The organism is Enterococcus sp. E5-162 (genome assembly GCF_035725965.1).
Classification (GTDB): domain Bacteria; phylum Bacillota; class Bacilli; order Lactobacillales; family Enterococcaceae; genus Enterococcus_B; species Enterococcus_B lactis.
In genome coordinates this window covers 95,555-118,970 of the sequence record NZ_JAPRFV010000002.1, presented here as the reverse complement: position 1 = coordinate 118,970, position 23,416 = coordinate 95,555, and the positions used below count along the sequence as shown (strand labels likewise).

Here is a 23,416-nt window from a genome sequence, read left to right as displayed (position 1 = left end):
AAGAATCATACACTTGTCAATTACCTACACCATGGCTAATTTTACTGACATTTTTCAGGATTGTCCACCTTTTTTTAACGAACCGGATTGCCTCAGCTATCTGAATATTATTCTTCGCTTTTTTCAAATTGTTCGACTAACTGCCCTACTACATTTGTTTCAAGCATCGTGTGGATTTGGCGGATCGTATAGCGGACAGCATCAGGACCTGTTGCTCCGTGGGTTTTAATGACTGGTGCTTTCAAGCCAAACAAAACAGCTCCGCCATGTTTGGAATAATCCATTTCAGATTTTAAAGAACGCAAGCCGTCTTTTAAAAGCATGGCGCCCATTTTCCCTTTGATCCCTTCGTTTAGAATAGCGGATTTTAATAGATCCATCATATTCATTGCCGTTCCTTCAATGGATTTCAAAACAGCATTGCCTGTAAATCCATCTGTGACTACTACGTCAGCCACCCCATTGAGCAACTCGCGCGCTTCTACATTTCCAATGAAATTCAAACTGGTTTCATTCTGAAGAAGTTCATAGGCTTTTTTCGTCACTTCACTACCTTTTGTGGCTTCTGTTCCGTTGTTTAAAAGAGCAACGCGGGGACGTCCGATCCCTCGGACTTTACGTGCATAGAAAGAACCTAAAATACCGTATTGCAACAAATGTTCTGGTTTATTTTCTGCGTTAGCGCCAAGATCCAGCATATCGAAACCGGCACCTTCTTTTCCTACTACTGGCAAGGTAGACATCAAGCCAGGGCGTTCGATATTTTTGATACGTCCTACGATGAACAAACCCGCTGCTAGCAGCGCACCTGTATTCCCTGCTGAAAATATAGCATCCGCTTCGCCGTTTTTCACTGCTTGTGCAGCAAGGACCATTGAAGCAGTCTTTTTCCGTCGGATCGCTTTTACTGGCTCATCATCACTATTGATTTTTTCGTCTGTATGGATAATCGTGATGTTTTTTTCATTTGTTAAGTATTTCTTGATTTCTGCTTCTTTTCCGTAAAGTAAGAATTCTACTTCTGGAAAATCTTGCTGAGCTAAAGCCACGCCTTCTACAATTGCTTGAGGTGCGTGATCTCCGCCCATTGCATCTACGGCAATTTTCATTGTTCCCACTCCTTTTTCCATCATCATTATAAAGTATAGCATAGTCTGCTAATCGAAATAACGATTATCCTGATTTTCTATCTGGAGGCTTTGTGCTAGAGGCTGATACTCAGGCAGCATCTGCCAATTCTTTATCTGCCAAAGAGCTGCAGCCTCTTCTCTGGCTACCTCCAAAACATTTCCATCCGTCACCAAGTCAGCAATCGCAAATTGAGGTAAACCAGATTGTCGGAAGCCGAATACTTCACCGGGACCGCGTAATTCCAGATCTTTTTCACTTAGTACAAAACCATTGGTGGTCTCTGTCATGATTTTCATCCGTTCCACGCCTAGTTCATTTTTGGGATTAGCAACTAAGATACAGTAGGAAGCATCACTTCCGCGTCCAACACGTCCACGAAGCTGATGCAGCTGTGCCAAACCAAATCGATCCGCATCCATAATCAGCATGACGGTTGCGTTTGGCACGTTTACCCCTACTTCTATTACCGTAGTAGAAACTAATATCTGCATCTGGTTATCTTTGAAAGCTTCCATGATCACTTCTTTTTCCTGATTCTTCATTTTACCATGTAACAAGCCAACTTCATATTTTGGCGCAAATAGTTCACGAAGTTTTTCATAGATTTCCACTGCGTTTTTTACGTCTAATGCTTCTGATTCTTCGATCAGTGGACAGATGACATACATTTGATGTCCTCTTGCCAGTTCTTTCCTTGTCCAATCCAGTACACTGTCTAATTGAGGTGTTCTTACCCAGCGTGTTTCAATAGGGATACGCCCAGCTGGAAGTTCATCAATGATCGATACATCCATTTCACCGTACGCTGTGATAGCTAGCGTTCTAGGGATCGGAGTGGCTGTCATAAACAAGACATCAGGTCGCCAGCCTTTTTCACGAAGGACTTTCCGCTGATTCACACCAAAACGGTGCTGTTCATCCGTAATAACTAGACCTAAATTCTGAAATTCAACTCCATCTTGGATCAATGCATGTGTACCGATCACGACGTTGATTTCTCCTCGTTCTAGTTTTTCAAGGAGTTCACGTCGTTCTTTTGTTTTCGTTGACCCTGTAAGCAATGCGACCGTTACTTCATTGGGATCAAACAGCTGTTGCAAACTTTCCATGTGCTGTTGTGCCAAGATTTCGGTAGGCACCATCAACGCACCTTGGAAACCCGCTGTAACGGTGGCATATAATGCAATTGCGGCAACCACTGTTTTTCCGCTACCTACATCTCCCTGCAAAAGTCGCTGCATATGTTGAGGACTGCGAAGATCCCGACAGATTTCATTCGTTACTCGTTTTTGGGCATTTGTCAGTTCAAAAGGTAGCTTTTGAGTAAATTCTTTTAATTTTTGGACATCATAAAGGATCTCCAAGCCATTTGTTTCTGCTTTTTCTGCTTTTTTCAATCCTTGAAGACGCATTTGAAATAAAAAGAATTCTTCAAAAACAACACGTCGTTTGGCTTGGTGATTTTCTTCGTGGTTTTTCGGAAAGTGCATACTTCTTACAGCGGAAGCTCGGTCAAGTAGTCGATATTTCTCCACAAGGTTGTTCGGCAGGTTTTCTTCGATCAATGTGCCGTATTCTTGGAACCCTTTTTTGATTAGATCAACTAATATCGTTTGACGAATCGATTTATTGACGTGATATATCGGCGAAAAGTCATCCATTGTTTGAGAACCTAAAATCTTCATCCCGTTCAAGGCTTTACGCTTTGCATCCCATTTACCGTATACGGCGATTTCCTCCGATAAAATGACTTTTTCTTTTAGATAAGGTTGATTAAAAAAAGAAACGTTGAACACATCATGTTCTTGCATCATACGAAATTGCAATCGGCTTTTTTTATAACCAAATCGATTCATCACAGGAGGAGAGACTACGATTCCTTTCAAAGTAACCTTTTCTTGATCTTGGATCTCGTTTAGATTTCTTTCCTGAATATCTTCGTAGCGAAAAGGATAATAAGTCAGTAAGTCTTCAATCGTTTGGATACCCAAGCTGGCAAGACTAGCTGCTCTTTTTTCTCCGACTCCTGCCAGCATAGTGATTGGATCATCTAAAGAACGCATATATTTTTTCCTCCCTCCTTTAACAAAAAAAGGACTTGGTCAGTGATCATACCTGATCACTAACCGAAGGCCTTTTATGAATGAATACTGTGTTAGAAAGATATTCTGTCACAGGAATTATTCAGCAGAAAATAGATAAGGATAGACAGGCTGATCTCCTTGGTGGATCTCGATTTCCAAATCAGGATGTTTTTCTGTTAGTTTCTCAGCAAATTCATTTGCTTGTTCAACTGTTCCTTCATCACCTGCTAAGATCGTTACGATCTCTGTGTCCTCATTGATCATTTGTTCTAGTGTACTTAACGCTGTTGCTGTGATATCTGGGTTAGAGATCATGATTTTTCCATCAATCATGCCTAAAAAGTCGCCTTCTTTGATCTCTACACCGTCGATTGAGGTATCTCTGATTGCGTGAGTGACTTGACCACTTACGACGCTAGACAACATTTCTGTCATCGTTTCTTTGTTTTCTTCTAAAGAAGCTTGATCATTGAATGAAAGCATAGCCGTCAATCCTTGAGAAATCGTTCTTGAAGGAACGACTGCTACTGGGATATCTGCTACTTCTGCCGCTTGATCAGCTGCCATGAAGATGTTTTTGTTGTTCGGTAAGACAATCACTTTATCTGCGTTCACTTCTTGGATCGCTTTAACGATGTCTTCCGTACTTGGGTTCATTGTTTGCCCACCACTGATAACATAATTAGCGCCTAAACTTTCAAACAGCTCTTGGACGCCTTTACCAGCAGCGATTGCTACGATACCATACGGGATACGTGGTGTTTCTTTTTTCGCAAACTCGTTCACTTCTTCATCATGTTCCAAAATCGTCTCATGCTGCAAGCGCATGTTGTCGACTTTGATTTTGACTAATGAACCGAATTTTTGTCCATAGTTCAAGACTTCTCCTGGGTTTTCTGTATGCACGTGAACTTTGATGATCTCGTCATCATTGACCACAAGTAAAGAATCTCCAATACCATCTAAATAATTACGGAATTCTTCGTAGTCGAACGTGCTATCAACAGTAGGTCCTTCACCGATTTTCACCATGATTTCTGTACAATAACCAAAATGGATATCTTCTGTCGCCATTTGTCCTTGGACACTGCGATGGTGCTCTGCATTGACCATATCATCCATTTCTGCTGGAGAAGGTTCATATGTTTCATCCGCTTGGAATTCTCCATTCAATGCGCTTAAAAAGCCCTCATAAACAAACAGCAATCCTTGTCCTCCACTGTCTACAACACCGACTTCTTTTAGGACTGGAAGCAAGTCTGGGGTTTTAGCTAAAGCACGTTTTGCTCCTTTTACAACAGCTGTCATCACTTCAACGACATCGTCTGTACTCTTAGCTTTCTTTTCTCCAGCTTTTGCTGCTTCTCTAGCTACTGTCAAAATCGTTCCTTCTACTGGTTTCATTACTGCTTTATACGCAGTTTCAACACCATGAGTGAATGCTGCAGCAAGATCAGAAGCATTTAATGAGACAACATCTGGAATTTGCTTAGAAAATCCTCGGAACAATTGAGACAAAATAACGCCGGAATTTCCGCGCGCACCCATCAACAATCCTTTTGAAAGCATTGCTGCTAATTCTCCTACTTTTTCTGAGGTTGAATCTACTACTGCCTTCGCTCCACTAGTCATAGATAGATTCATATTTGTTCCCGTATCACCATCTGGCACAGGGAATACATTTAATGAATTGACGTATTCTGCATTTACTTGCAGACGATTCGCACCAGCCTGCACCATTTCCTGGAACTGGCTTGCACTTATTTCTGTTACACTCACCTAGATAATCCTCCTTCAGATCGACTGCTGAGTTATCAGCCAGTCTCCTGCCTAGTCTGGCAGTACACGAACACCTTGTACAAAGACATTAACCGAATTGGCAGCTACACCTAATAATGCCTCTAGATTGTATTTCACTTTTTCTTGGACGTTGCGAGAAACTTCAGAGATTTTCGTACCATAGCTGATAATCGTATAAACATCTACAGCAATACCATTATCTTCTTGGCGGACAACTACTCCTCTTGAGTAATTTTCTTTACGCAAAATCTCAGTAATATTATCTTTAATTTGATTTTTGCTGGCCATTCCTACAACACCGAACACATCTGTCGCGGCGCCACCAACAACTGTTGCAATTACATCATTGGTAATTTCAATGGTTCCAGCTGACGTTTGAATTTTTACAGCCATGAATGAGCCTCCTTAACGGGTAAAATACTCCCATTTTTCTTCTATCATATTTTATCATAGCGCAACTTGAAATAAAAGGCAGTTACCCAAAGTACTCAAAAACCTTGCAAAATTTCAGGTATAACCCTGTTTAATTTACAATTATTCTTCACAAATGTCAATTGTATCCATGAAAATGTACTTGCAAATTTCCAATCTATATGATATGTTAGTCTGGTATGAGCTGAATTATTCTATTGCTCCAAATCAAGGCAAAGGAGGAAATTACCATGGCAAAAGTTTGTTACTTTACAGGTCGCAAGACAAAAAGTGGAAACAACCGTTCACACGCTATGAACTCAACAAAACGTACTGTTAAACCTAACTTACAAAAAGTTCGCGTTATGGTCGACGGAAAACCTAAAAAAGTTTGGGTGTCAACTCGTGCTTTGAAATCAGGAAAAGTTGAACGCGTTTAATTGAATGATACTTGGACCGTTCAGATAGTGAACGGTTTTTTATTTAATAAAAATTTTGGCGGGTGGAATTTTTGATTCCTCCCCTTTTTTTGTGTTTATTTTTGTTATACGAACAAATTGTGAAGTTATTTATTCCCAAATTTTATTTTTTTATGAAAACTAGACTCTTTTTAAGCAGAGAAAAACAAGGATATGATAAACTAAATACAACTTCATAGAAATTTGGTGGAAAATAAATATGAAAAAAAACTTAAAGTCATTCTTTAGAGAAAACGGACGCTACGCAGCAGCTAGTTTCCTGATTCCGTTTTTGATTTTAGCACTTGTTTATTTAAGTATCGGGATCTATCCCGGGAGCAGCAGAAGTATTTTGGCAAGTGATGCCTTTTCACAATTTTCTAATTTTCATGCAAGCTTCCGAAATGTCCTTCTTGGAAAGCAAAGTATTTTCTATACATGGAATGCTTCTCTGGGCTTGAATTATCTATCTTTGATTTCTTATTATCTCGGCGGGATCTTCACGCCACTGGTTTTCTTCTTTCCAAACCAGATGATGCCAGATGCACTTTATGTTCTGACTTTGCTTAAAGTCGGCTGTGCCGGATTAGCTTTTTGGTTTCTTGCACGCACGTTCAAGATTCCTCGCTGGGGGCATGTTGCACTTAGCGTCAGTTACGCATTGATCTCATTCATTACTGCACATTCGGAGATCATCATGTGGCTGGATGCATTTGTTTATCTTCCATTAGTGATTTTGGGGATTCATCGTGTCATGGATCTGAAACGGCCGAAACTTTTATTCATCAGCTATTTGCTCTTGTTTCTATCCAGTTTTTATATGGGCTTCATGATTGGTGTCTTTTCTTTCTTATATTTTATTGCCCGTCTATTGACAAACTGGTCAGAATACAAAAAATCGATTGTTCCTTATGGGATCACTTCTTTACTGGCAGGCGGCGCTTCAATGATCATTGTATTGCCAGCAGTACTGGATCTTCGCTCAAATGGCGAAGCATTGAGTCAAATCACTACGTTGAAAACAGAAGCGACTTCTTATCTGGATCTGATCATGAAAAACATGATTGGTGTTTATGACACCACAAAATACGGTTCGATTCCGTTCATTTACGCAGGTCTACTTCCGTTGGTCCTTTGCTTGTTTTATTTTGCCAGTCGGAAAGTACCGTTGAAAAATAAGTTTTTGTACGGTGGTCTTTTCGCCATACTTATCGCAAGTTTTTATCTTGTCCCATTGAATTTGTTCTGGCATGGTATGCATGCACCGAATATGTTTTTATTCCGTTATGCCTATCTGTTCTCTTTCTTAGTTCTCCTGCTTGCAGGAAAAGGATGGGAAAAGATAGAACAAGACGATCGTGGGCTGTTGTTAGGAATCATTTTGGTCGTAGCTGCTCTCTTTGCGGTGGCATGGGGCATCAAACCTGAAGGAAGCTACACCTATGTGACGATGACTTCCTTTGTATTGACAGTTGTTTTCTTAGGGATCTATGCTTTTGCTGTGGGATTTTATCAGCATAAAAAACTTTCCTTCAATCATCTAAGTATATTGTTGTTATTGATCATGTCTGCTGAGGCTCTAGTCAATACGAACAGCATGATCCATGGTATCCTTGATGATTGGAATTATGCTTCCCGCAGTTTGTATACGGATCCTTCTCCTGACTTGAAAGCTCTTGTAAATGAAACAAAAGAAGATTCTGACTCGTTTTACCGCTTAGAAAATCTGGATCCGGTATCGCCAAACGATTCGATCAACTACGGTTACAGTGGCATCAGCTTGTTTTCTTCTATAAGAAATCGTAATTCTTCCTCTTATCTGGATACATTAGGGTTTCGTTCAAGAGGGACAAATTTGAATATCCGTTACAATAATAATACTTTGCTGATGGATGGCTTTACAGGGATCAAATACAACATTTCTAAGAACGAAAGCACGTTCAGCAAATATGGCTTCCGCCAAGCTGGTCAAAGCGGCGACTATACACTGTATCAGAATGTCAATGCATTGCCACTGGCATTTACCGCACCGTTATCCGTTAATGATATTGAGCAGCCCGTAACAGATAATTTAACTAGTCAGACAAACTTGATCAATACATTATCTGGTCTAAATGAACAGTATTTTACATTCTATACGCCTACTTTGAAGAATCAGTTAAATACGACAATCACAAAAACAACGACTGGTGTGACTTATTCAGAGACGGCAGACAATCAACCGAAAGAGCTCACATGGGAAGTCCATGTACCTGCAAATACACAAGCTTACTTAAGTTTGTTCCCAACCAATTTTGCACAATTAGAAAGTTCTAGTGCAACGATTACTGTCAATGGTACATCGAGGAAAACGCAAATCAATATTTCTGGACAATACTATGATCTTGGCTATTATCCCCAAGAGACAACGGTGACATTTACTGCAAGTTTTTATGGGACGAAAGAAGTAAGTTTCATGGAGCCGAAAGTCGTTGGTCTAGATGTTGTAGCCTATCAAGCCGCAATGAATCAGATCAAAGAAAAAGGTGTCGAAATGGAAGCCTCTGGCAGAAAAGCTTCTGGAACTGTAGATACCGCAGAAGATTCTATGTTGGTGACGACTATTCCTTACGACAAAGGATGGAAAGCCGAAATCGATGGGAAGCCAGTCAAAGTCAGCAACTTCAAAAACGCATTCTTGATGCTAAAAGTTCCAGCAGGTAAACACACGGTTACTTTCAGCTACTTGCCTGAAGGATTTATAATAGGTGCAATCCTTTTTGTACTATGCATTGCATTGTTTATTCTCTATGTCTGGTACCTTGACCGCAATCAACCCTTCTATGGCACGATTGATCCAACAATAGAAGAAAAACCGCGAAATACACACAGAAGAAGACGAAGAAAATAAAGAAACGATGGAACCTGTTCAGACTGTCTGCCAAGGGCAATCAAAACAACGTTCCATCGTTTTTAGTTACAAAAAAGTAGTGTGGCAAAAAGAAGGTTCACTTATCCATGCTTCGTTCACAAGTTGTGATATTCATCAAACGTGAGAAGCTGTTTTTTGAAATTGTTTCTTGTGACTCAGAGCTAAATGGCAGGCTCACAACCTCTTCCTTAAACAGTGTTCAATCAGCTGTCCTTCGGTATTAGCTCAACAAATGGCAAAATATGAGAAACTATTTTGGTTTGGCTGTTCTTATTACTTGATGCAGAACCGCTTTTTCACAACCTCTTATTCATATTTCACTTCATACAAATAAAGTCCTTCAGGGTGTGCTGTAGGTCCTGCTGCATTACGATCTTTTTTCGCAATAATATCTGGGATACTATCTTCAGGCAATCGGCCATTGCCAATTTTCAAAAGCGTTCCTACTAAGATCCGTATCATCTTGTACAAGAAGCCATTTCCCCTAAAAGTAAACAACAATTCGTCTTTTGTTTCATTAACCTCCATCTTAGCCTCGTAGATCGTACGTACTTTATCCTCTATCGAGCTTCCTGATGCACAAAAAGAGGTGAAATCGTGGGTCCCTAATAAATCAGGAAGTGCCCGCTGAATTTTTTCCAAATCAAGGGGGTAAGGAAAATAACTTGCATAATGGCGTCGAAAAGGACTGCGTGGTTTCCCTATATCCACTCGAAATTGATAAGTTTTTTCTTTGACCAAATATCTTGCATGGAATTCTTCTGAAACGATTTCTACTTGTCTTACAGCGATATCCTCTGGTGACTGGGTATCTAACGCAAAACGCATTCGTTCTAACGGGCGTTCTTCTGGATAATCAAAATGGATCACTTGCCCGATTGCATGTACTCCGGCATCTGTCCTTCCCGAACCAAAGACCGTGATTTCTTTCCCATTTGCCATTTTTTGTAATGTTTTTTCTACTTCTTCTTGAACAGTACGTCCATTTGGCTGTTTCTGGAACCCATTGAAATTTGTTCCGTCGTATGCAATGATTGCTTTGTAACGTACCATGGTTTTCTCTCCTTTGTTTCTAAAAAGTTGTCTAGAAATAGTGGTTTTTCCAGATAATGTTGTTTGTTCTTTTTTTCAAATAAAAGAAAGAGGCCTGTGACATTAGTCTGCCACAGACCCTAATGTTTCTTGTCATACACTGCTCGCATACTTTCTTGCAAATAGATTAGCAAGAAAAGGATAGATAGCGGTCCACTGAACGTTTATCCTCTTAAAAAGATCAGCAGCACGGTTAATAATATAAAAGCAATGATAACCATCGTGTCTCTATTATGCCAATGCAAGACACGATATTTCGTTCTTCCTTCCCCGCCCTTGTAGCCCCTTGCTTCCATAGCGGTCGCAAGATCTTCCGCTCGGTTGAAACTGCTGACAAATAAAGGAATCAGCAAAGGAATGACTGCTTTCATTTTCTGAACTAGATTGCCTTCACCAAAGTCAACACCACGCGCGCGCTGAGCGTTCATGATCTTTTCTGTTTCATCCATCAATGTAGGCACAAAACGAAGAGCAATCGACAGCATCAAAGAAATTTCGTGGACTGGGAACCGTACGGCTTTCAATGGACGAAGCAAGTACTCAATCGCATCAGATAATTCCAAAGGCGGTGTAGTAAGCGTGAGTAGCGTCGACATAAAAATAATCAACACGAATCGGCAGAAAATAAAGAGACCGTTCATCACACCAAATTCAGTGATATGGAAAACACCCCAACTCCAATAAGTTTCTCCTCCGCTGGTGAACAAGATTTGCAAAGCTACAGTAAAGAGGATCAGCCAAATCAATGGGCGAATACCTCGGATAAAAAATTTCAAGTCTACTTTTGATAAGAAGACGGAAAATAATGTGAAAACTGCCAATACAAGATATGTTTCCCAATTATTTGCTAAAAAAATGATACCAATAAAATAAAAACTGGCTAATAATTTGGCTCGGGGATCCAATCGATGGATCAAGGAATCTCCTGGCATATAACGACCAAATATCAATTTATTCATCATGGGCATTTCCTCCAGCAGAATGGACGATGGCGTCTGCTAATTCTTCAGCTGTTAAAGGTAAGGTAGTGAAGTCCATCCCTTTAGCCATTAATTCTTCTGCAAATTCTGTGGCAGTAGGTACGCCTAACTGTTTTTCTTTTAGCCATTTGATGTTTTGAAAAACCTCTTGAGGCTGCCCGCTATTAACGATTCGCCCCTTCTCCAGTACATAGACATAGTCTGCAAAATTGGCTACATCATCCATTAAATGCGTCACTAAAACAATAGTAATCTGTTGTTCCTTATGAAGACGCCAAAACATCTCCATCATTTCTTTTCTGCCCTGAGGATCAAGTCCTGCCGTTGGTTCGTCCAATACAAGTACTTCAGGCTTCATGGCAAGCACACCAGCGATTGCTACTCTACGCATTTGCCCTCCTGAAAGTTCAAATGGTGAACGGTCCAAATAGCTTTCATCCAGTCCAACTTGTTCTAACGTTTCTTTTGCTAGTATCAGCGCTTCTTCTTCACTGACACCAAAGTTTTTAGGACCGAAGGCAATATCTTTTGCCACCGTTTCTTCGAATAGCTGTGCTTCTGGAAACTGAAAGACGATGCCGACTTTTTTTCGGATCGGCTTTAGATTTTTATTATCCGTATCTGGCTGAATGTCGCGTTCTCCAATATGGACGGTACCGCTTGTTGGCTTAACAAGCGCATTCAAATGTTGGAGTAAAGTTGATTTCCCGCTTCCGGTATGCCCTACTAATGCTGTATAACTGTTTTCTTTGATCGTCATATTGATGTCAAATAAGGCTCGTTGTTCAAATGGTGTATTCGGCTGATAAGTGAAGTCTACTTGTTCAAAACGGATGTCCATAACCAATCCACCATCCTTTCTTCTGTCATATATTCACTTGGCACATCTACCCCGCGTTCTTTCAGTGCACGCTTCAGTTTTTCAGGAAATGGTAGATCTAGACCTAAATCAATCAGTTCGGGTCCCGCAGAAAAGATTTCTTTTGGTGTACCTTCACGGACAAGTTCTCCTTGCCTCATCACTAATATCCGATTGGCATTAGCTGCTTCATCAATATCGTGAGTGATAGATATAACGGTCAATTGACTTTCTTCTTTGATCTTCTTGATCGTAGAAATCACTTCTTCACGGCCTTCTGGATCTAGCATACTTGTTGCTTCATCTAAAATAATGATATCAGGTCGTAAGGCAACCACGCCGGCAATAGCAACACGTTGTTTTTGTCCTCCTGATAAACGAGCAGGCTCGCGTGTAGCAAACTCAGCCATTCTAACTTTCTCAAGTGCATCTTTCACACGTATCAGCATTTCTTCTCTGGGAATCCCTTGATTTTCAAGACCAAACGCAACGTCATCTTCTACTGTCGAACCAACGAACTGATTGTCTGGATTTTGAAAAACCATTCCAACCATTTGCCGGATCGTCCAAATGTTTTCTTCATCCAATACTTGATTTCCGACTTTCACGACCCCTGATTCTGGCAGAAGTAGCCCATTGATTGTTTTGGCAAGTGTCGATTTTCCTGAACCATTGTGTCCAATAATAGCGATCCACTCACCTTTATCAATTGTAAAGGAGACATCTTTCAATGCGGGGCGAAGATCATCTGGCTGGTATTTATAATTTATTTTCTCTAATTCAATAATTGGCTCCATGATTACTCCTTCTTCATCCTAAAGTTCCTACTAACACTATCAAAAAAAGACAAAATTTTCAATTATTTCTCGCTTAAAATGTTTTTTTATGCCTTCAAGCAGAGATGTCATGACAGTTAATTGAAGGTATAAAAAAACACTTTATGATGAGTGCTTACTCCCCAAGCGATATTCGCTTGAGGAGCAGCGCTGAGCTAGACTCGGAAAAATATCTTCCAACATCATAACACTCTAAAAGAATCATCTATAAAGTGATGTTATTAGTGTGATTTTAGACAAGTTCTAAGACAACCATTGGTGCACCATCACCGCGTCTTGGTTCTGTCTTCAAAATGCGTGTGTATCCGCCTTGACGTTCTGCGTAACGAGGTGCAATATCGTTGAATAGTTTTTGTAAAGCTGATTCAATGACGATGTCCTCATTTTCTTCACGCACGCTGGCAACTTCATTACGTACGAAAGCCGCAGCTTGACGACGTGCATGCAAATCTCCGCGTTTACCTAAAGTGATCATTTTTTCTGCAGTTGAGCGAACTTCTTTCGCACGAGCTTCAGTAGTCACAATACGTTCGTTGATTAATAAATCAGTTGTTAAATCACGCAACATCGCTTTACGTTGGCTAGATGTGCGTCCTAGTTTACGATAACTCACGTTGGTTTCCCTCCTTCGTAAAAGGTTTTAATCTTCTTTACGTAAACCTAAACCTAAGTCGTGCAATTTTGCTTTAACTTCTTCTAATGACTTACGTCCTAAATTACGGACTTTGATCATTTCAGGCTCAGATTTATTTGTAAGTTCTTGTACAGTATTGATTCCTGCACGTTTCAAACAATTGTAAGAGCGAACAGACAAGTCTAACTCTTCGATCGTCATTTCCAACATTTTTTCTTTTTGTGTTTCTTCTTTTTCGACCATGATTTCAGCATTTTTTGCTTCATCAGTTAAGTTCACAAAAATATCCAAATGTTCAGTCATGATTTTCGCAGATAAACTCATTGCTTCCAACGGTTCGATTGAACCATCTGTCCAAATCTCCATCGTCAATTTATCAAAATCTTCACGGTGTCCAACACGTGTGTTCTCAACTTGATAGTTCACACGACGAACAGGTGTGTAGATTGAATCGACTGGAAGAACGCCAATTGGCATATCTTCTTTTTTATTTTCATCTGCTTGAACATAACCACGTCCAGGTTTCACTGTTAAGCGAGCATGGAACGTAGCTCCTTCAGAGACACTACAGATGTACATATCTTTGTTAAGAATTTCTACATCACTATCAACGATAATATCGCCAGCAGTTACTGTAGCAGGTCCGGTAATATCGATTTCAAGGGTTTTTTCTTCTTGGCCATACATTTTCAGCGCTAAGCCTTTAATGTTCAAGATGATTTGAGTGACGTCTTCTCTAACACCTTTGATGGTAGAGAATTCATGCAGTACACCATCGATTTGAATATTAGTGATGGCAGCACCTGGCAAAGAAGATAATAAAATACGACGTAGGGAATTCCCTAAAGTAGTCCCATACCCTCTTTCAAGAGGTTCAACGATGAACTTGCCATAATCTTTTTCTTCATCAATTTTTGCGATTCTTGGTTTTTCGAACTCAATCATTCTTATCTTTACCCCTTTCAAAACGAAAAGTGTCTTGTTCAATGACGTTACTGATAAAACTCAAAATGAGCGGCACTCATTAAACACGACGGCGTTTTGGAGGGCGGGCACCATTATGAGGAACTGGAGTCACGTCACGAATTGCAGTCACTTCTAAACCTGTAGCTTGTAATGAACGAATTGCTGCTTCACGTCCAGAACCAGGTCCTTTAACTGTTACTTCAACAGTCTTTAATCCGTGTTCCATTGCTGCTTTTGTAGCAGTTTCTGCTGCCATTTGAGCGGCAAAAGGAGTTGATTTTTTGCTTCCTTTGAAACCTAATGAACCAGCTGATGACCACGCTAATGCATTTCCGTGAGTATCAGTGATCATGATGATAGTGTTATTGAATGTAGAATGGATATGTGCAATACCTGCTTCTATATTCTTCTTCACACGGCGTTTACGATTCACTTTTTTTGCTGCCATGAAGTTTTAACCTCCTTCACTTAAGAATTATTTTTTCTTGCCAGCGATAGCGCGAGCTGGGCCTTTACGAGTACGTGCATTGTTTTTCGTGTTTTGTCCACGAACAGGCAATCCACGGCGATGACGGATTCCACGGTAAGAACCGATTTCCATCAAACGTTTGATGTTCAAGTTCACTTCACGACGAAGATCCCCTTCAACTTTTAATTTATCTACTTCCGCACGGATAGCATCTGTTTGTTCATTCGTTAATTCACGAACGCGAACATCTTCAGATACACCAGCATCAGCTAAGATCTTTTTAGCAGTAGTGTTACCAATACCATAGATATAAGTAAGTGAAACTACCACACGTTTATCACGAGGAATATCTACTCCTGCAATACGAGCCATATTTATAGCACCTCCAATTATCCTTGACGTTGTTTATGTTTTGGATTTGCTGGGCAAATCACCATAACGCGTCCTTTACGACGAATTACTTTACAATGTTCGCACATTGGTTTTACTGATGGTCTTACTTTCATGATAATACCTCCTGTAGTTTTACGGAGTACAATTATTTAAAGCGATAAGTAATACGGCCACGGTTAAGATCGTATGGAGACAATTCAACCGTTACTTTGTCACCAGGTAAGATACGGATGTAATGCATACGAATTTTACCTGAAACAGTAGCAAGAACTTGGTGTCCGTTTTCTAGTTCAACTTTAAACATTGCATTCGGCAAAGTTTCGACGACTGTACCTTCGACTTCAATCATATCTTCTTTTGCCACGCACAGTACCTCCTTGTACTTGTTTCGCATTTTCACACGATAAAATGGCGGAAACTGCAGTTCCCACCTCAAAATTCTCAAAATGGATCATCTAGAGGATTCTCTAGAAGTCGGACTGACATATTCTATCATAATTTATTGAACTTGACAAGAGTAACTGCATAATGCAAGTCGGCTACGGGCAATCGTGCTATTTTTCAATGATTTTTTGTACATCTGCAAATACAGCATCGATTTCACGAGCACCATCAATAGTGTTTAGCAAACCTTGTTCTTTATAATAAGCCAAGATTGGTTCACTATTTTTGATGTTGATAGCCAGACGATTTTTAACCGTCTCAGGTTTATCATCTTCTCTTTGATAGAATTCATGCCCACCGCAACGATCACATGTGTCTTCAACTTTTGTAGGGTTGAAAATTTTATGGTAAGTTGCTCCACAATTGCTGCAGATAAATCGGCCGGCTAGACGTTCGACCAAGATTTCTTCACCAACATGGATATCGATGACAGCATCAATTTTTTTATTCAAATCTTTTAGCATTGCGTCCAGAGCTTTTGCTTGATCTAGTGTACGTGGAAAGCCGTCTAATAAGAAGCCTTTCTCTGTATCTGGTTCAGCTAGTCGCTCTTTCACGATTCCATTTGTTACTTCATCAGGAACTAATGCACCTTTATCCATATAAGACTTTGCTTCCAGGCCAAGAGCTGTTTCGTTTTGCATCGCTGCGCGGAACATATCTCCTGTTGAGATGTGCGGAATACCATAAGCGTCAATGATTTTTTCAGCTTGTGTTCCTTTACCTGCGCCTGGCAGCCCCATTAAAATGAGGTTCATTGTTTTCCCTCCTAATAAATGTGTGAGAACGTGTGTTGAGGAAGAACCTCAACACGCTTTCTTACTCAATGAATCCAACATATTTACGTTTCAGCATTAAGCCTTCTAACTGTTTCGCAGTTTCTAAAGCTACACCGATAACGATCAGTAAGCTTGTACCGCCTAATCCGATTGATTTTGGAAGATCCCAAACCATTTGAGCAATGATTGGAAGCAATGCCACTAAACCAAGGAAGACTGCACCAACTGTACTTAAGCGCATCAGTAATCTTGAGACATACTCTTCAGTCCCCTTACCAGGGCGTACGCTTGGTATATAACTTCCTTGCTTTTGCAAGTTTTCCGCTAATTTCTCAGGGTTTACTTGTACAAAGGCGTAGAAGAAAGTGAAGGCAACGATCAGAATCGTATAAATCGTAGCACCAGGTGCTGTATTATAGTTAAAGATCTCCATCATCACTTTATACCAGTTTTCAGAACCGAATCTACCACTCAATGCTTGTAAAACAGCATTTGGCGTAGCAATAAACGAACTAGCAAAGATAACTGGAATAACTCCAGCTGCATTTACTTTCAACGGCAGATAGCTGCTTGTAGGCGCGCCAGCGACGCGTTTCGTATATTGAATCGGGATCTTGCGTTCAGCTTGTTGGAAAAATGTTACGAATGTCACGATCAATAAGACCGCTACTAATAAAATGGCCACAAAAATAGCAGATTTCCATATGTCTGAAGGATCGATATTTATAAAGTAATCTTCATAAATTTCTCTGATACTTTCAGGCAATCTAGAAATGATCCCTGCAAAAATGATCATTGATACGCCATTTCCGATACCTTTTTCTGTGATCTGTTCTCCTAGCCAAGTAACAAACATCGTACCGGCTGTTAGAATCAAACCGATCGTTACGTAAGTTGCTACGTTAGGATTATTCACGAAACCTAATTGAGCGTATTGATTGAATCCAGCAGTGATACCGACAGATTGGATAAATGCCAATACTAATGTCAGATATCGAGTGGCTTGATTCAATTTTTTACGACCAACTTCCCCTTGTTTCGACCATTCAACAAATCGAGGCACGATGTCCATTTGAAGAAGCTGAATGACGATAGAAGCAGTAATGTATGGTGAAACCCCCATTGAGAAAATGGAGAAGTTTTGCATCGCACTACCACTTACCAAGTTCAACATGTTGAAAAATGGCAAAGAAGAAAGGTTTTGCAATGAAGCAGCATTTACGCCTGGTACAGTGATATGTGCACCTAGGCGAAATACAAACAACACAAATACAGTAAATAGGATTTTCGATCTAATGTCTTTTACTTTAAAAGCATCTTTTAATAGTCTAAACATTAGATCACCTCGATTGATCCACCAGCCGCTTCAATTGCTTCTTGAGCTGCTTTAGAGAATTTTGCTGCTTTCACAGTTAATTTCTTGTTTAGTTCCCCGTTAGCTAATACTTTGATTCCAGCTTTTTCGTTTTTCACGATTCCAGCTTCAACTAAAGCAACAGGAGTTACTTCAGCTCCGTCTTCAAAGCGGTTCAATACATCAAGATTGATGACTGCATAGTCTTTACGGTTCACGTTTGTGAATCCTCGTTTTGGTAAACGACGGAACAATGGTGTTTGTCCCCCTTCAAATCCTAAACGCACACCACCGCCTGAACGGGCTTTTTGTCCTTTTTGTCCGCGTCCGGCAGTTTTTCCGTTACCAGATGAAGTACCACGACCAACACGGTTACGTACTTGGCGTGAACCTTCAGCAGGTTTTAATTCATGAAGTTTCATAGGTTTGGCACCTCCTTAATATTCTAGTTCTGATTTTTTTAATTAAACTTCTTCAACGTCCACTAGATGAGAAACAGTATTGATCATGCCTTTAATTGCTTCATTAGAAGGCTTAACCACTGAACTGTTAATCTTTGTAAGACCTAACGCTTTAACTGTATCGCGTTGGTTTTGAGGACGTCCGATAATACTGCGTTTTAAAGTAACTTTTAATTCAGCCATTATTGTTGTCCTCCTTATCCGATTAATTCTTCAACTGATTTGCCGCGAAGTTCTGCAACTTCTTCTGCACGTTTCAATTGTTTCAAACCTTCAACTGTTGCGCGAACAACGTTGATTGGTGTATTTGAGCCTAAAGATTTAGAAGTGATATCTGCTACCCCAGCTAATTCTAATACGGCACGAACTGGTCCGCCAGCAGCAACCCCAGAACCTTCTACAGCAGGTTTCATTAGGATTCTACCACCACTAAAAGCACCGATTACTTCGTGTGGGATTGTTGAACCAACCATAGGTACTTCAACTAAGTTTTTCTTCGCATCTTCAATTGCTTTACGGATTGCTTCAGGAACTTCTTGAGCTTTACCTGTACCAAATCCTACGTGTCCGTTTTTGTCACCGACAACAACTAAAGCAGCAAAACGTAGACGACGTCCACCTTTAACAACTTTTGTTACACGGTTAATTGCAACAACGCGGTCTTCTAATTCCAAATGTTTTGGATCGATATAAACCATGAATGGTATTCCTCCTTCTTCTAAAATTCTAGTCCATTTTCGCGAGCAGCTTCAGCTAAAGCTTGCACACGGCCATGGTAAAGGTATCCACCACGGTCAAAGACTACTACTTTAATGCCTTTTTCAGCTGCACGTTCAGCAACTAGTTTACCGACAGCTTGTGCTGCTTCTGTTTTTGTTCCACCTGAAATTTCTTTATCCAAGGTAGAGGCACTTGCTAGCGTTACACCCGCTACGTCATCAATAATTTGAGCGTAGATGTTTTTGTTAGAACGAAAAACGTTCAAGCGTGGGCGCTCAGCAGTACCAGAGATATTGTTACGTACACGACGATGTCTCTTTTGACGTGTTTTGTTCTTATCTGGTTTTGTAATCACAATTGTCACCTCTTTATTTTTATTGTACTACTATTTCAAGCAGTAAATACGTTTCGAAAAATAGAAGCTGCGGCACAAGTAAAAATTTATTTTTTTGAAGGTAAACTTCAGCCAAATGCCTTTTTCCTGCTGCTGGCTTCTATGCAATTTTTCTAAACGATTATTTACCAGTTTTACCTTCTTTACGGCGTACATATTCGCCAACATAACGAATACCTTTACCTTTATAAGGTTCTGGAGGACGAGTTCCACGAATATTTGCAGCTAATTCGCCAACTTCTTCTTTGTTCGCACCTTTAACAATTACTTGTGTGTTAGCTGGTACTTCAACAGTTACTCCAGCTGGTGGTGTGATTTCTACTGGATGTGAGTAACCAACGTTCAATACAAGTTTTGATCCTTGTAATTGTGCACGGTACCCAACCCCGATTAGTTCTAACGCTTTTTGGAAACCTTCGCTGACACCTACAACCATGTTGTTGAAGTTCGCACGAGTTGTTCCATGAATTGTTTTCATTTCTTTACTGTCGTTTGGACGAGTGAAAGTCACTTCGTTTCCTTCGATATTCATTTTGATATCTGCTGAGAAAGTACGAGTCAATTCACCTTTTGGTCCTTTAACTGTAACGTTGTTTCCTTCTTGAGTAACTGTTACTCCTTCAGGGATAACAACGACTTTATTTCCGATACGGCTCACTTAAAGACACCTCCTTGTAGATTCTACTTGATTACCATACGTAAGCGATAACTTCGCCGCCGATATTTTTTTCACGAGCTTCTTTATCAGTGACAACACCTTCAGAAGTCGAAATGATTGCGATACCTAAACCGTTCAATACTTTTGGTACTTCGTCAGCTTTGACATAAGCACGCAAACCTGGTTTAGAGATACGTTTTAAGTTTGTGATAACACGTTCGCCGTTTTTACCAAATTTTAGGAAAACACGGATCACGCCTTGTTTGTCATCTTCGATGTATTCAACATCACGAACGAAACCTTCACGTTTCAAGATTTCAGCGATGTCACGTTTAATTTTTGATGCAGGTACTTCTAAAGACTCATGTTTAACCATGTTTGCGTTACGGATACGAGTTAGAAAATCTGCAATTGGATCTGTCATGACCATTGATCTTTTACCTCCTTCTTATGCGAATTTACTTTTTACCAGCTAGCTTTCTTCACGCCGGGAATTTGACCTTTATAGGCAAGTTCGCGGAAGCAAATACGGCAAAGATGGAACTTACGATAAACTGAATGTGGACGTCCGCAACGTTCGCAACGAGTATAAGCTTGTGTTGAAAATTTTGCAGGACGTTTGTTTTTAGCAATCATTGATTTTTTAGCCACGTAGTTCGCCTCCTTTAATTATTTTTGGAATGGCATGCCTAATTGTGTCAACAACTCACGAGATTCTTCATCAGAGTTTGCTGTTGTTACAATAACGATGTCCATACCACGTACTTTATCTACTAAATCATAATCTACTTCTGGGAAGATCAATTGTTCTTTAATACCTAAAGTATAGTTTCCACGACCGTCAAAGGCTTTTTTACTTACACCATGGAAGTCACGTACACGTGGTAGTGAAACTGAAACCAATTTGTCTAAGAATTCGTACATTCTTTCTCCGCGCAATGTAACTTTTGCACCAATTGGCATTCCTTCACGTAAACGGAATCCAGCGATTGATTTTTTAGCTTTTGTAATCATTGGTTTTTGACCAGTGATCAAAGTTAATTCTTCAACTGCTTTATCTAAGTTTTTAGCGTTTGATACCGCATCACCAACACCCATGTTGATGACGATTTTTTCAACTTTAGGTGTTTGCATAACAGAGCTATAGTTAAATTTTTCCATCAATGATGGAGTTACTTCTTTAAGATATTTTTCTTTTAGGCGGTTCATTCAGTAAGACCCTCCTTCCTTAAACTTTTATTTATCTAAAACTTCACCGGTTTTTTTAGAAACACGGACTTTTTTGCCGTCTACTTCTTTGTAGCCAACTCGGCCAGCTACACCAGTAGAGTCAACCACCATCACGTTAGAAACATGAATTGGCGCTTCCATCTCAACAATTCCACCTTGAGGAGCAGCTTGAGAAGGTTTTTGGTGTTTTTTAACGACATTTACACCTTCGACAATAACTTTATCTTTTTTCGGGAACGCTGCTAGTACAACGCCTTCTTTGTTTTTGTCTTTTCCAGTGATAACTTTAACTTTATCGCCTTTTTTAACAAACATAACTGTTTCGCACCTCCTTTGATAAGTGTCTCAAGATTATAAAACTTCTGGTGCTAGTGAAACGATCTTCATGAAGTTGTTTTCACGTAGTTCACGTGCAACTGGCCCAAAGATACGTGTTCCACGAGGGCTTTTATCATCACGAATAATCACTGCAGCATTTTCATCAAATTTAATATATGAACCGTCTGTACGACGAGCTCCTGATTTTGTTCGAACGATAACGGCTTTAACGACGTCACCTTTTTTGACAACCCCACCTGGCGTTGCTTGTTTAACCGTAGCAACGATCACATCACCGATGTTAGCAGTTTTACGACCAGATCCACCAAGGACTTTGATCGTCAAAATTTCACGTGCGCCTGAGTTATCAGCGACTTTTAAACGACTTTCTGCTTGGATCACGTTGTGTATCCTCCTTTCAGATTTTGCATTCAATCTATATAGGAAAATCTCGTGTTATTAGATAATAACTGCTTCTTCGACTACTTCCAACAAACGGAAACGTTTTGTAGCTGATAATGGACGAGTTTCCATAATTCTCACGATGTCGCCAACTTTTGCTGTGTTGTTTTCATCATGCACTTTGTATTTCTTAGAATAGTTCATGCGTTTGCCATAGATAGGGTGGTTTTTCTTTGTTTCGACAGCAACGGTAATTGTTTTATCCATTTTGTCTGAAACCACGCGACCTTGATAAACTTTGCGTTGATTTCTTCCTTCAGTCATACGCTTAATGGCCTCCTTCCATAATTACTTAGCTTGTTCACGCAACACAGTTTTGATGCGTGCAATCGATTTACGTACTTCTTTAATACGTGCAGTGTTTTCTAATTGACCTGTTGCTAATTGGAATCTAAGATTAAACAATTCTTCTTTTAATTGTTTTTCTTGATCAAGCATTTCGGCAGTGGTTAATTCTCTGATTTCTTTAACCTTCATTCGATTCACCACCCATTTCCTCACGTTTTACGATCTTAGTTTTCATTGGTAATTTGTGAGAAGCTAGACGTAACGCTTCACGAGCTACTTCTTCAGGAACGCCTGCGATTTCAAACATGATTTTACCACGTTTTACTGGTGCAACCCATCCTTCAGGTGCCCCTTTACCAGAACCCATACGTACCCCAATTGCTTTGGCAGTATAAGATTTGTGAGGGAAAATTTTAATCCATACTTTCCCACCACGTTTCATGTAACGAGTCATTGCGATACGAGCAGCTTCGATTTGGCGGTTTGTGATCCAATGTGAATCAACAGCTTGCAAACCGTATTCACCGAATGCTACTTCTTTTCCGCCTTTAGCTTCCCCGCGCATTTTTCCGCGGAATTCACGACGGTGTTTTACACGTTTAGGTACTAACATGATTATTTCCCTCCTTTCTCAGTGTTTTTTTTAGTTGGAAGAATTTCTCCACGATAGATCCACACTTTAACTCCTAGTTTTCCGTATGTTGTATCTGCTTCTTCCCATGCGTAATCAATGTCCGCACGTAAAGTATGAAGAGGAACAGTTCCCTCTGAGTATCCTTCTGAACGAGCGATATCTGCTCCGTTTAGACGACCAGATACTTGAGTTTTGATACCTTGAGCGCCAGCACGCATTGAGCGTTGGATCGCTTGTTTTTGAGCGCGACGGAAAGCAACACGGTTTTCTAATTGACGTGCGATTCCTTCACCTACTAATTTTGCATCTAGATCTGGTTTTTTGATTTCCACGATGTTGATGTGGATTCTTTTACCAGTTAATTTGTTTAATTCTTTTCTTAGGCTTTCGACTTCAGAACCGCCTTTACCAATAACCATACCTGGTTTAGCTGTGTGAATTGAAATGTTTACGCGACCTGTTGCACGTTCGATTTCAACTGTTGATACAGCAGCATCAGCAAGTTTAGTTGAAATAAATTTACGGATTCTTAAATCTTCGTGTAAGAACTCAGCATACTCTTTTTCAGCATACCATTTAGCATCCCAGTCGCGGATGATGCCTACACGCATTCCAATTGGATGTACTTTTTGACCCACTGATTATCCCTC

At 40.1% G+C, this 23,416-nt stretch carries 32 protein-coding genes; 2 read left to right on the top strand and 30 right to left on the bottom strand.

Going from position 1 to position 23,416, the window contains the following annotated elements; all coding sequences use genetic code 11:
* Positions 1 to 107: 107 nt before the first annotated feature.
* From plsX to OZZ83_RS02705, 4 genes are all read right to left on the bottom strand, one after another.
* Entirely contained in the window at positions 108 to 1,109 is a 1,002-nt protein-coding gene (plsX, locus tag OZZ83_RS02720) for a phosphate acyltransferase PlsX (protein ID WP_002290467.1), read from the bottom strand.
* A 48-nt stretch (positions 1,110 to 1,157) separates the two neighbouring features.
* Entirely contained in the window at positions 1,158 to 3,194 is a 2,037-nt protein-coding gene (recG, locus tag OZZ83_RS02715) for an ATP-dependent DNA helicase RecG (RefSeq protein WP_104835544.1), read from the bottom strand.
* Positions 3,195 to 3,311: 117 nt separating this feature from the next.
* Complete coding sequence (locus tag OZZ83_RS02710) at positions 3,312 to 4,994, bottom strand: DAK2 domain-containing protein (protein ID WP_002290465.1); 1,683 nt, start codon at positions 4,992 to 4,994, stop codon at positions 3,312 to 3,314.
* A gap of 51 nt (positions 4,995 to 5,045) precedes the next feature.
* Complete coding sequence (locus OZZ83_RS02705) at positions 5,046 to 5,408, bottom strand: Asp23/Gls24 family envelope stress response protein (RefSeq protein ID WP_002290464.1); 363 nt, start codon at positions 5,406 to 5,408, stop codon at positions 5,046 to 5,048.
* A gap of 269 nt (positions 5,409 to 5,677) precedes the next feature.
* On the opposite strand from OZZ83_RS02705, the gene rpmB reads away from it, so the two are divergent.
* Positions 5,678 to 5,866: a 50S ribosomal protein L28 gene (gene rpmB / locus OZZ83_RS02700; RefSeq protein ID WP_002290463.1), complete on the top strand. Its 189-nt coding sequence runs from the start codon at positions 5,678 to 5,680 to the stop codon at positions 5,864 to 5,866.
* Between the two features lie 238 nt (positions 5,867 to 6,104).
* Positions 6,105 to 8,774 (top strand): YfhO family protein, encoded by a 2,670-nt coding sequence (locus tag OZZ83_RS02695; protein WP_002313939.1) that lies wholly within the window; start codon positions 6,105 to 6,107, stop codon positions 8,772 to 8,774.
* Positions 8,775 to 9,101: 327 nt separating this feature from the next.
* On the opposite strand, the gene truA is transcribed toward OZZ83_RS02695, so the two are convergent.
* From truA to rpsC, 26 genes are all read right to left on the bottom strand, one after another.
* On the bottom strand, positions 9,102 to 9,848 hold the full coding sequence (gene truA, locus OZZ83_RS02690; RefSeq protein WP_002290460.1) for a tRNA pseudouridine(38-40) synthase TruA: 747 nt from the start codon (positions 9,846 to 9,848) through the stop codon (positions 9,102 to 9,104).
* Between the two features lie 203 nt (positions 9,849 to 10,051).
* On the bottom strand, positions 10,052 to 10,849 hold the full coding sequence (locus OZZ83_RS02685) for an energy-coupling factor transporter transmembrane component T family protein (RefSeq protein WP_002312339.1): 798 nt from the start codon (positions 10,847 to 10,849) through the stop codon (positions 10,052 to 10,054).
* A complete protein-coding gene (locus OZZ83_RS02680) occupies positions 10,839 to 11,708 on the bottom strand; it encodes an energy-coupling factor ABC transporter ATP-binding protein (RefSeq protein WP_002290457.1) in 870 nt (289 codons plus the stop codon). The genes OZZ83_RS02685 and OZZ83_RS02680 overlap by 11 nt, the downstream gene beginning before the upstream one ends.
* Complete coding sequence (locus tag OZZ83_RS02675) at positions 11,684 to 12,523, bottom strand: energy-coupling factor ABC transporter ATP-binding protein (protein WP_002290456.1); 840 nt, start codon at positions 12,521 to 12,523, stop codon at positions 11,684 to 11,686. The genes OZZ83_RS02680 and OZZ83_RS02675 overlap by 25 nt, the downstream gene beginning before the upstream one ends.
* 271 nt (positions 12,524 to 12,794) lie before the next feature.
* Positions 12,795 to 13,175, bottom strand: coding sequence for a 50S ribosomal protein L17 (gene rplQ / locus OZZ83_RS02670; RefSeq protein WP_002288716.1), 381 nt, complete (start codon positions 13,173 to 13,175; stop codon positions 12,795 to 12,797).
* A 27-nt stretch (positions 13,176 to 13,202) separates the two neighbouring features.
* Positions 13,203 to 14,141 carry a DNA-directed RNA polymerase subunit alpha gene (locus OZZ83_RS02665; RefSeq protein ID WP_002288715.1) on the bottom strand — a complete coding sequence of 313 codons (939 nt, stop codon included), beginning with the start codon at positions 14,139 to 14,141 and terminating at the stop codon, positions 13,203 to 13,205.
* A 79-nt stretch (positions 14,142 to 14,220) separates the two neighbouring features.
* Entirely contained in the window at positions 14,221 to 14,610 is a 390-nt protein-coding gene (gene rpsK, locus OZZ83_RS02660; RefSeq protein ID WP_002288714.1) for a 30S ribosomal protein S11, read from the bottom strand.
* Positions 14,611 to 14,637: 27 nt separating this feature from the next.
* The gene (gene rpsM / locus OZZ83_RS02655; protein ID WP_002288713.1) at positions 14,638 to 15,003 is read right to left on the bottom strand and encodes a 30S ribosomal protein S13; all 366 of its coding nucleotides are present in this window, start codon (positions 15,001 to 15,003) and stop codon (positions 14,638 to 14,640) included.
* Positions 15,004 to 15,020: 17 nt separating this feature from the next.
* Positions 15,021 to 15,137: a 50S ribosomal protein L36 gene (rpmJ, locus tag OZZ83_RS02650; RefSeq protein ID WP_002288710.1), complete on the bottom strand. Its 117-nt coding sequence runs from the start codon at positions 15,135 to 15,137 to the stop codon at positions 15,021 to 15,023.
* Positions 15,138 to 15,169: 32 nt separating this feature from the next.
* On the bottom strand, positions 15,170 to 15,388 hold the full coding sequence (gene infA, locus OZZ83_RS02645) for a translation initiation factor IF-1 (RefSeq protein WP_002288695.1): 219 nt from the start codon (positions 15,386 to 15,388) through the stop codon (positions 15,170 to 15,172).
* 190 nt (positions 15,389 to 15,578) lie between these two features.
* Positions 15,579 to 16,226: an adenylate kinase gene (locus OZZ83_RS02640; RefSeq protein WP_002288690.1), complete on the bottom strand. Its 648-nt coding sequence runs from the start codon at positions 16,224 to 16,226 to the stop codon at positions 15,579 to 15,581.
* Between the two features lie 61 nt (positions 16,227 to 16,287).
* Positions 16,288 to 17,583 (bottom strand): preprotein translocase subunit SecY, encoded by a 1,296-nt coding sequence (secY, locus tag OZZ83_RS02635; protein ID WP_087063508.1) that lies wholly within the window; start codon positions 17,581 to 17,583, stop codon positions 16,288 to 16,290.
* Positions 17,583 to 18,023, bottom strand: coding sequence for a 50S ribosomal protein L15 (rplO, locus tag OZZ83_RS02630; RefSeq protein ID WP_002288687.1), 441 nt, complete (start codon positions 18,021 to 18,023; stop codon positions 17,583 to 17,585). Before rplO ends, secY begins: the two co-directional genes overlap by 1 nt.
* Before the next feature lie 42 nt (positions 18,024 to 18,065).
* Complete coding sequence (rpmD, locus tag OZZ83_RS02625; RefSeq protein ID WP_002290455.1) at positions 18,066 to 18,245, bottom strand: 50S ribosomal protein L30; 180 nt, start codon at positions 18,243 to 18,245, stop codon at positions 18,066 to 18,068.
* Positions 18,246 to 18,259: 14 nt separating this feature from the next.
* Positions 18,260 to 18,760 (bottom strand): 30S ribosomal protein S5, encoded by a 501-nt coding sequence (rpsE, locus tag OZZ83_RS02620; protein ID WP_002288681.1) that lies wholly within the window; start codon positions 18,758 to 18,760, stop codon positions 18,260 to 18,262.
* 20 nt (positions 18,761 to 18,780) lie between these two features.
* Positions 18,781 to 19,137: a 50S ribosomal protein L18 gene (rplR, locus tag OZZ83_RS02615; RefSeq protein ID WP_002288679.1), complete on the bottom strand. Its 357-nt coding sequence runs from the start codon at positions 19,135 to 19,137 to the stop codon at positions 18,781 to 18,783.
* Positions 19,138 to 19,297: 160 nt separating this feature from the next.
* Complete coding sequence (gene rplF, locus OZZ83_RS02610; RefSeq protein ID WP_002309839.1) at positions 19,298 to 19,834, bottom strand: 50S ribosomal protein L6; 537 nt, start codon at positions 19,832 to 19,834, stop codon at positions 19,298 to 19,300.
* 31 nt (positions 19,835 to 19,865) lie between these two features.
* Positions 19,866 to 20,264: a 30S ribosomal protein S8 gene (gene rpsH / locus OZZ83_RS02605; protein WP_002288675.1), complete on the bottom strand. Its 399-nt coding sequence runs from the start codon at positions 20,262 to 20,264 to the stop codon at positions 19,866 to 19,868.
* A gap of 35 nt (positions 20,265 to 20,299) precedes the next feature.
* On the bottom strand, positions 20,300 to 20,485 hold the full coding sequence (locus tag OZZ83_RS02600; protein ID WP_002288673.1) for a type Z 30S ribosomal protein S14: 186 nt from the start codon (positions 20,483 to 20,485) through the stop codon (positions 20,300 to 20,302).
* Between the two features lie 18 nt (positions 20,486 to 20,503).
* Entirely contained in the window at positions 20,504 to 21,043 is a 540-nt protein-coding gene (rplE, locus tag OZZ83_RS02595) for a 50S ribosomal protein L5 (protein WP_002288671.1), read from the bottom strand.
* A 27-nt stretch (positions 21,044 to 21,070) separates the two neighbouring features.
* Positions 21,071 to 21,379 carry a 50S ribosomal protein L24 gene (gene rplX / locus OZZ83_RS02590; RefSeq protein WP_002288670.1) on the bottom strand — a complete coding sequence of 103 codons (309 nt, stop codon included), beginning with the start codon at positions 21,377 to 21,379 and terminating at the stop codon, positions 21,071 to 21,073.
* Positions 21,380 to 21,415: 36 nt separating this feature from the next.
* The gene (gene rplN, locus OZZ83_RS02585) at positions 21,416 to 21,784 is read right to left on the bottom strand and encodes a 50S ribosomal protein L14 (RefSeq protein ID WP_002288669.1); all 369 of its coding nucleotides are present in this window, start codon (positions 21,782 to 21,784) and stop codon (positions 21,416 to 21,418) included.
* 57 nt (positions 21,785 to 21,841) lie between these two features.
* A complete protein-coding gene (gene rpsQ, locus OZZ83_RS02580) occupies positions 21,842 to 22,108 on the bottom strand; it encodes a 30S ribosomal protein S17 (protein ID WP_002288668.1) in 267 nt (88 codons plus the stop codon).
* A gap of 24 nt (positions 22,109 to 22,132) precedes the next feature.
* Positions 22,133 to 22,321, bottom strand: a complete 189-nt coding sequence (gene rpmC, locus OZZ83_RS02575) for a 50S ribosomal protein L29 (protein ID WP_002288664.1) — start codon at positions 22,319 to 22,321, stop codon at positions 22,133 to 22,135.
* Positions 22,311 to 22,745 carry a 50S ribosomal protein L16 gene (rplP, locus tag OZZ83_RS02570; protein ID WP_002288661.1) on the bottom strand — a complete coding sequence of 145 codons (435 nt, stop codon included), beginning with the start codon at positions 22,743 to 22,745 and terminating at the stop codon, positions 22,311 to 22,313. The genes rpmC and rplP overlap by 11 nt, the downstream gene beginning before the upstream one ends.
* A 2-nt stretch (positions 22,746 to 22,747) precedes the next feature.
* The gene (gene rpsC / locus OZZ83_RS02565; RefSeq protein ID WP_002288659.1) at positions 22,748 to 23,404 is read right to left on the bottom strand and encodes a 30S ribosomal protein S3; all 657 of its coding nucleotides are present in this window, start codon (positions 23,402 to 23,404) and stop codon (positions 22,748 to 22,750) included.
* Positions 23,405 to 23,416 lie beyond the last annotated feature (12 nt).